The organism is uncultured Sphingomonas sp., from assembly GCF_964237155.1.
Lineage (GTDB): Bacteria > Pseudomonadota > Alphaproteobacteria > Sphingomonadales > Sphingomonadaceae > Sphingomonas.
The window spans coordinates 1-4,842 of record NZ_CAXSHH010000124.1 but is presented as its reverse complement, the minus strand read 5'-3'; the positions used below and the strand labels follow the sequence as shown (position 1 = coordinate 4,842).

The following is a 4,842-nucleotide window of genomic DNA, read 5'->3' as shown; positions in this document are numbered from 1 at the left end:
GGCGGCGGGCAACGCGCCGCGCCGGCTGCGCGATCCGACCGCGCATGCCGAGATGCGGGTGATCCGCGAGGGGGCGGCGTCGCTCGGGGCCGATCGGCTGGAGGGGTGCGACCTGTGGGTGACGCTGGAGCCCTGCGCGATGTGCGCGGGGGCGATCGCGCATGCGCGGATCGGGCGGCTCTATTACGGCGCGGGCGATCCCAAGGGGGGCGGGGTGGAGCATGGGGCCCGGGTATTCGGGCAGCCGACGTGCCACCATCGGCCGGAGGTGTATGGCGGGCTGGGCGAGCGCGAGGCGGGGGAGCTGCTCAAGGCGTTCTTCGGGGAACGGCGGTGACCGGAGCCCTCTCCCGCTTTCGCGGGAGAGGGTTGAAAATCTACCCCCGCGCGTCGGTTTGAGTGACGGGGACGATCTTGATCTCCACCCGCCTGTTCTCGGCGCGGCCTTCCTCCGTGTCGTTGGACGCGACCGGCTGGCCCTCGCCGAAGCCGCGCGTGCCCAGGCGTACGGGCTGGACACCGCGCGAGGACAGGTAATCGGCCACCGCGGTGGCGCGTCGCTGGGACAAGGTCTGGTTGTACGCGTCCGAGCCCGTCGCGTCGGTGTGGCCGTACACGTCGAGATAGGTCTGGTCATACTCCGCCAAGGTGCCCGCGACCTGGTCGAGCGTGCGCTGGAACCGGGGCTGCACGTCGGCGGAGTTGTAGGTGAAATTGATGCCCGACGGGATGTTCAGGATCAGGTCGTCGCCCTGGCGGACGACCTGGACATCGGTGCCCGCGGTGCGGCGGCGGAGATCCTGTTCCTGCCGGTCCATGTACGCGCCGATCCCCGCGCCCGCGAGGCCGCCGATGCCGGCACCCAGGATCTTCTCCGTCCGGTCGCGGCGGCCGCCAACGAGGTCGCCCAGCAGATAGCCGCCGACCGCGCCGCCGATGCCGCCGATCGCCGCGCGGGATATGCGGCGATCGCCCGTCTCCGGGTCGGTGGCGCAGGCGGTCGCGGACAGCAGCGCGAGCGCGGACAGGCCGGACGAGATCTTCACGAGGGTGGTCATGTCTACGCTCCTACTGGGATCAGGCCGCGACAACACCGACGGAACCCTTATCGTTCCGGCCCCGCATCGTTCTAGGCGGTTGCGCCCCGCGTAGGATGCGGCCAAACGGGACCCCTACCGCCGATGGCACCGCTCCCCCCCTTTCCCTGGATCGACGTCCTGATCATCGTGGCGCTGGTCGCGTTGAACGGCGTGTTCGCGATGAGCGAACTGGCGATCGTGTCCGCGCGCAAGGCTCGTCTGGAGGCGATGGCGCGGGGCGGCAAGCGGGGCCCGCGCGCGGCGCTGGCGCTGGCGGCGGACCCGAGCAAGTTCCTGTCGACCGTGCAGATCGGCATCACGCTGATCGGCATCATCGCGGGCGCCTATTCGGGGGCGAGCCTGGGTCGGCCGACCGCGGCGCGGCTGGAACTGCTCGGGCTGTCGCCCGACGCGGCGGGGACGGCCGGTTACGTCCTGGTGATCGCGGTGACGACCTACGCCTCGCTGATGATCGGCGAGCTGGTGCCCAAGCAGTTCGCGCTCAGGAAGCCGGAGGGGATCGCGAGCGCGATCGCGTTGCCGATGCGGTATCTGGCGGTCGTCACGGCGCCCCTGGTCTGGCTGCTCGACCGGAGCAGCGCGCTGATCTTCCACCTGCTCCGGCTCGACCGCGACGCCGAGGAGCACGTGACCGCCGAGGAGATCCACCACGTCGTCGCCGAGGCGTCGAGATCGGGGGTCATCGACGAGCATGAGCGCTCGATCATATCGGGGGTGGTCCGGCTCGCCGACCGGCCGGTGCGCGAGGTGATGACGCCGCGTACGGAGGTCGACTGGATCGACCTGGATGCGGATCCCGAAGCCATCCGCGCCATCCTGGTCGCGACGCCGCACACCACGCTTCCGGTCGCGCAAGGGTCGATCGACGCGGTCGAGGGGGTGGTGCAGGCGCGCGACATCATGGGCGCGCTGATCCGGGGCGAGACGCTCGATTTGCGCCGCTTACTCCGTAAGGCGCCGGTGGTGATCGACCGCATCGACGCGATGGACGTGCTCGACGCGCTGCGCCGCGCGGAGGTGCCGATGGCGATGATCCACGACGAATACGGGCATTTCGAGGGGATCGTGACGCCCGCCGACCTGCTGGCGGCGATCGCGGGCGATTTCCTGTCGGACTCGCACCCGGACGAAGCGCCGTCGGTGGTCGAGCGCGACGACGGATCGTTGTTGGTGGCGGGGACGACCGCGGCCGATACGCTGGCGGATCGGCTGGGGCTGCATCTGCCGGAGGACCGCGACTACGCGACGGTGGCGGGGTTGGCGTTGTCGGTGTTCAGGCACCTGCCCGGCGAGGGGGAGAGTTTCGCGTTGCAGGGATGGCGGTTCGAGGTGGTGGACCTGGATGGGCGGCGAATCGACAAGCTGCTGGTGAGCCTGGAAGGCTAGACCAACACCGCAAACGCTTCTCCGCGCGGCCCATCCAGCCGGCGCGGCTCCCGGCGGCGGCCGACGACGCGGGATTTACTCCCGCGTTTCTTTTTCCCTTCGTTTCTACGGTGAGAGGCCGACACGGGAGCAGATCCCGTGTCGTCGGACATGGCCGAAGCCATGCCGGCCGGCCCGGTTCCTGGCGGACTCGGGTTTGTCATAGACGACCGAACACAGCCTCGAAGCCTTTGGTGTCCCCCGCCGCCAGGAACCGGGCCTGCTCCACCCATCGGTCCCGGTGCAGCCTGCCCGCGAACGGCCCGAGCTGGGCATCCACCGCCGCCGCGCGGTCCGCGTCGAGCGCGGCGATCTGGCCGACCGACGACAGTCCGAGCTCGGCCAGCCGCATCGCCACCTTGGGACCGAGTCCTTTCAGCTGGGTGACCGCGCCGTCGGCGGGGGTGGGAAAGGCCGACACGTCGGCGGGCGTCGGATCCGCCAGCGTCGCCGGGCTCGCGTCCATCGGCGCGGCCGCCGCGATGCGCTCGTCGGCGAGCGGGACCGTGTCGGGAAGCGGCTCCCTGGGCTCGGGCTCGAGCTCGGGCGCGACCGGTCGGGTGATGTCGGCGCGCGGTATCGGTGCGACACCGCCGGCGGAGCGGTCGAGCGGCTGCGTGTCGACCAGAGCGAGGGGCGCGGGCGCATCGGACACCCCCGCCTCCGCCGCCTCGGCCTCGACGCGCTCGGCGGAGACGCGGCGCGCCCGCGAGCGTCGGACGCCGACCGCGATCAGCGCCAGCGTGGCCAGGACCAGAAGCGCGAGGACGACGAAGTGGAAAGCGGTGAACGTCCCGGCGCCGGGCGGGGTGATAGCCATGGTGGTTCCTCTCGGCGGGGGGCCTAGGACCCGAGCCTCCATGCGGCAACAACACGCGTCCGCCGCCCCGGTTGCGCGGTCGCCGGGTAAGCCGCGTCAGCCCCGTTCGCGCGCGACCTCGCGCCATCGCTGTTCGCGCGCGACCTCGCGCCAGCCGATATCGCGGCGGTGGAAGCCGTCGGGATAGTCGATCGCGTCGACCCCACGGTACGCCGCCGCCCGCGCCTCGGCGACGCTCCGTGCCACCGCAGTGACGGCGAGGACGCGGCCGCCCGATGCGACCGGCCCATCACCGTCCGTCTGGCTACCCGCCTGGAAGACGAGCGCCCCCGTCGCCTCCGCTAGGTCGATCCCGCCGATCCGGCCGCCAGTGCGCGGCGTGGCGGGGTAGCCTTTCGCCGCGATGACGACGGTCAGCGCGGTTTCGGGGATGAAGCGGGCGGGCGGCATCTCGCCGAGGCGACCCTCCGCGACGGCGAGCATCACCTGCAGCAGGTCGCCGTCGAAGCGGGGCAGGATCGCCTGCGCTTCCGGATCGCCGAACCGCGCGTTGTACTCGATGAGCTTGGGGCCGGTCGCCGTCAGCATCAGCCCGGCATAGAGCACCCCGGAGAAGGGCGTGCCCGCATCGCGCATGGCCGCGAGCGTCGGCCGGACGATCTCGGCGATCGCGCGCGCCTCCAGATCGGGGGTCAGGACGCGCGCGGGGCTGTATGCGCCCATGCCTCCGGTATTGGGGCCGGTGTCGCCCTCGCCGACGCGCTTGTGGTCCTGCGCGGAGCCGAACGGCATGGTCGCGACGCCGTCGGTCAGGACAAACAGGCTCGCCTCCTCGCCCTCCAGGAACTCTTCGATCACCGCCTCGCCCGGTCCATCGAACAGGATGTCGAGCGCGGCGGCGGCTTCGGCGGGGGTATAGGCGATCGTCACGCCCTTGCCCGCCGCCAGTCCGTCGGCCTTGATGACCACGGGAAGCGAGAAGGTGCCCGCCAGCGCGGCGTCCGCGTCCGCGCGGGTGCGGACGCGGACATAGCCGGCGGTGGGGATGCCCGCGCGCGCGCACAGGTCCTTGGTGAAGCCCTTCGACCCCTCGAGCCACGCGGCCGCCTTCGACGGTCCGAAGACGGGGACGCCGGCCGCGCGGAGCGAGTCGGCCAGGCCGTCCACGAGCGGCGCTTCGGGGCCGATCACGACCAGGCCGACCCCGTGGTCGCGCGCGAAGGCGACGACGGTCGCGTGGTCGGCGGCGTCGAGTTCGACCAGCCGGGCGTGGCGCGCGACGCCGGGGTTGCCTGGCGCGGCGTAGAGCGTACCTAAGCCCGGCGACCGGGCGAGCTTCCAGGCGAGCGCGTGCTCGCGGCCCCCCGCGCCCAAGAGCAGGACGTCCATGGATTCCCCCTTTTCCGATACGTCCCGGCTGGTAGCCGAGCCGACACCCGGCGACAACGCGGCGGCGATGTCGGTCGGCGAGCTGGCGGGCAAGCTGAAGCGCGTGGT

5 protein-coding genes are annotated in these 4,842 nt (G+C 71.9%); 2 read left to right on the top strand and 3 right to left on the bottom strand.

The features are described from left to right. Positions 1 to 337: nucleoside deaminase (locus tag ACFE71_RS14945; RefSeq protein ID WP_375429557.1), on the top strand; the 337-nt coding region annotated here is incomplete at its 5' end. Positions 338 to 377: 40 nt separating this feature from the next. Here the strand turns inward: ACFE71_RS14945 and ACFE71_RS14940 are convergent. Further along, positions 378 to 1,058: an OmpA family protein gene (locus ACFE71_RS14940; RefSeq protein ID WP_375429556.1), complete on the bottom strand. Its 681-nt coding sequence runs from the start codon at positions 1,056 to 1,058 to the stop codon at positions 378 to 380. A gap of 123 nt (positions 1,059 to 1,181) precedes the next feature. Here ACFE71_RS14940 and ACFE71_RS14935 point away from each other — a divergent pair, with 123 nt between their 5' ends. Beyond that, the gene (locus ACFE71_RS14935) at positions 1,182 to 2,486 is read left to right on the top strand and encodes a hemolysin family protein (RefSeq protein ID WP_375429555.1); all 1,305 of its coding nucleotides are present in this window, start codon (positions 1,182 to 1,184) and stop codon (positions 2,484 to 2,486) included. A gap of 199 nt (positions 2,487 to 2,685) precedes the next feature. Here the strand turns inward: ACFE71_RS14935 and ACFE71_RS14930 are convergent, their stop codons facing one another. Next, on the bottom strand, positions 2,686 to 3,345 hold the full coding sequence (locus tag ACFE71_RS14930) for a hypothetical protein (RefSeq protein ID WP_375429554.1): 660 nt from the start codon (positions 3,343 to 3,345) through the stop codon (positions 2,686 to 2,688). Positions 3,346 to 3,441: 96 nt separating this feature from the next. After that, positions 3,442 to 4,734, bottom strand: coding sequence for a phosphoribosylamine--glycine ligase (gene purD / locus ACFE71_RS14925; protein ID WP_375429553.1), 1,293 nt, complete (start codon positions 4,732 to 4,734; stop codon positions 3,442 to 3,444). Positions 4,735 to 4,842 lie beyond the last annotated feature (108 nt).

Coding starts and splice junctions, on each gene's coding strand:
- ACFE71_RS14940 (WP_375429556.1), bottom strand. CDS start 1,058: ATGACCACCCTCGTGAAGATCTCGTCCGGCCTGTCCGCGCTCGCGCTG.
- ACFE71_RS14935 (WP_375429555.1), top strand. CDS start 1,182: ATGGCACCGCTCCCCCCCTTTCCCTGGATCGACGTCCTGATCATCGTG.
- ACFE71_RS14930 (WP_375429554.1), bottom strand. CDS start 3,345: ATGGCTATCACCCCGCCCGGCGCCGGGACGTTCACCGCTTTCCACTTC.
- purD (WP_375429553.1), bottom strand. CDS start 4,734: ATGGACGTCCTGCTCTTGGGCGCGGGGGGCCGCGAGCACGCGCTCGCC.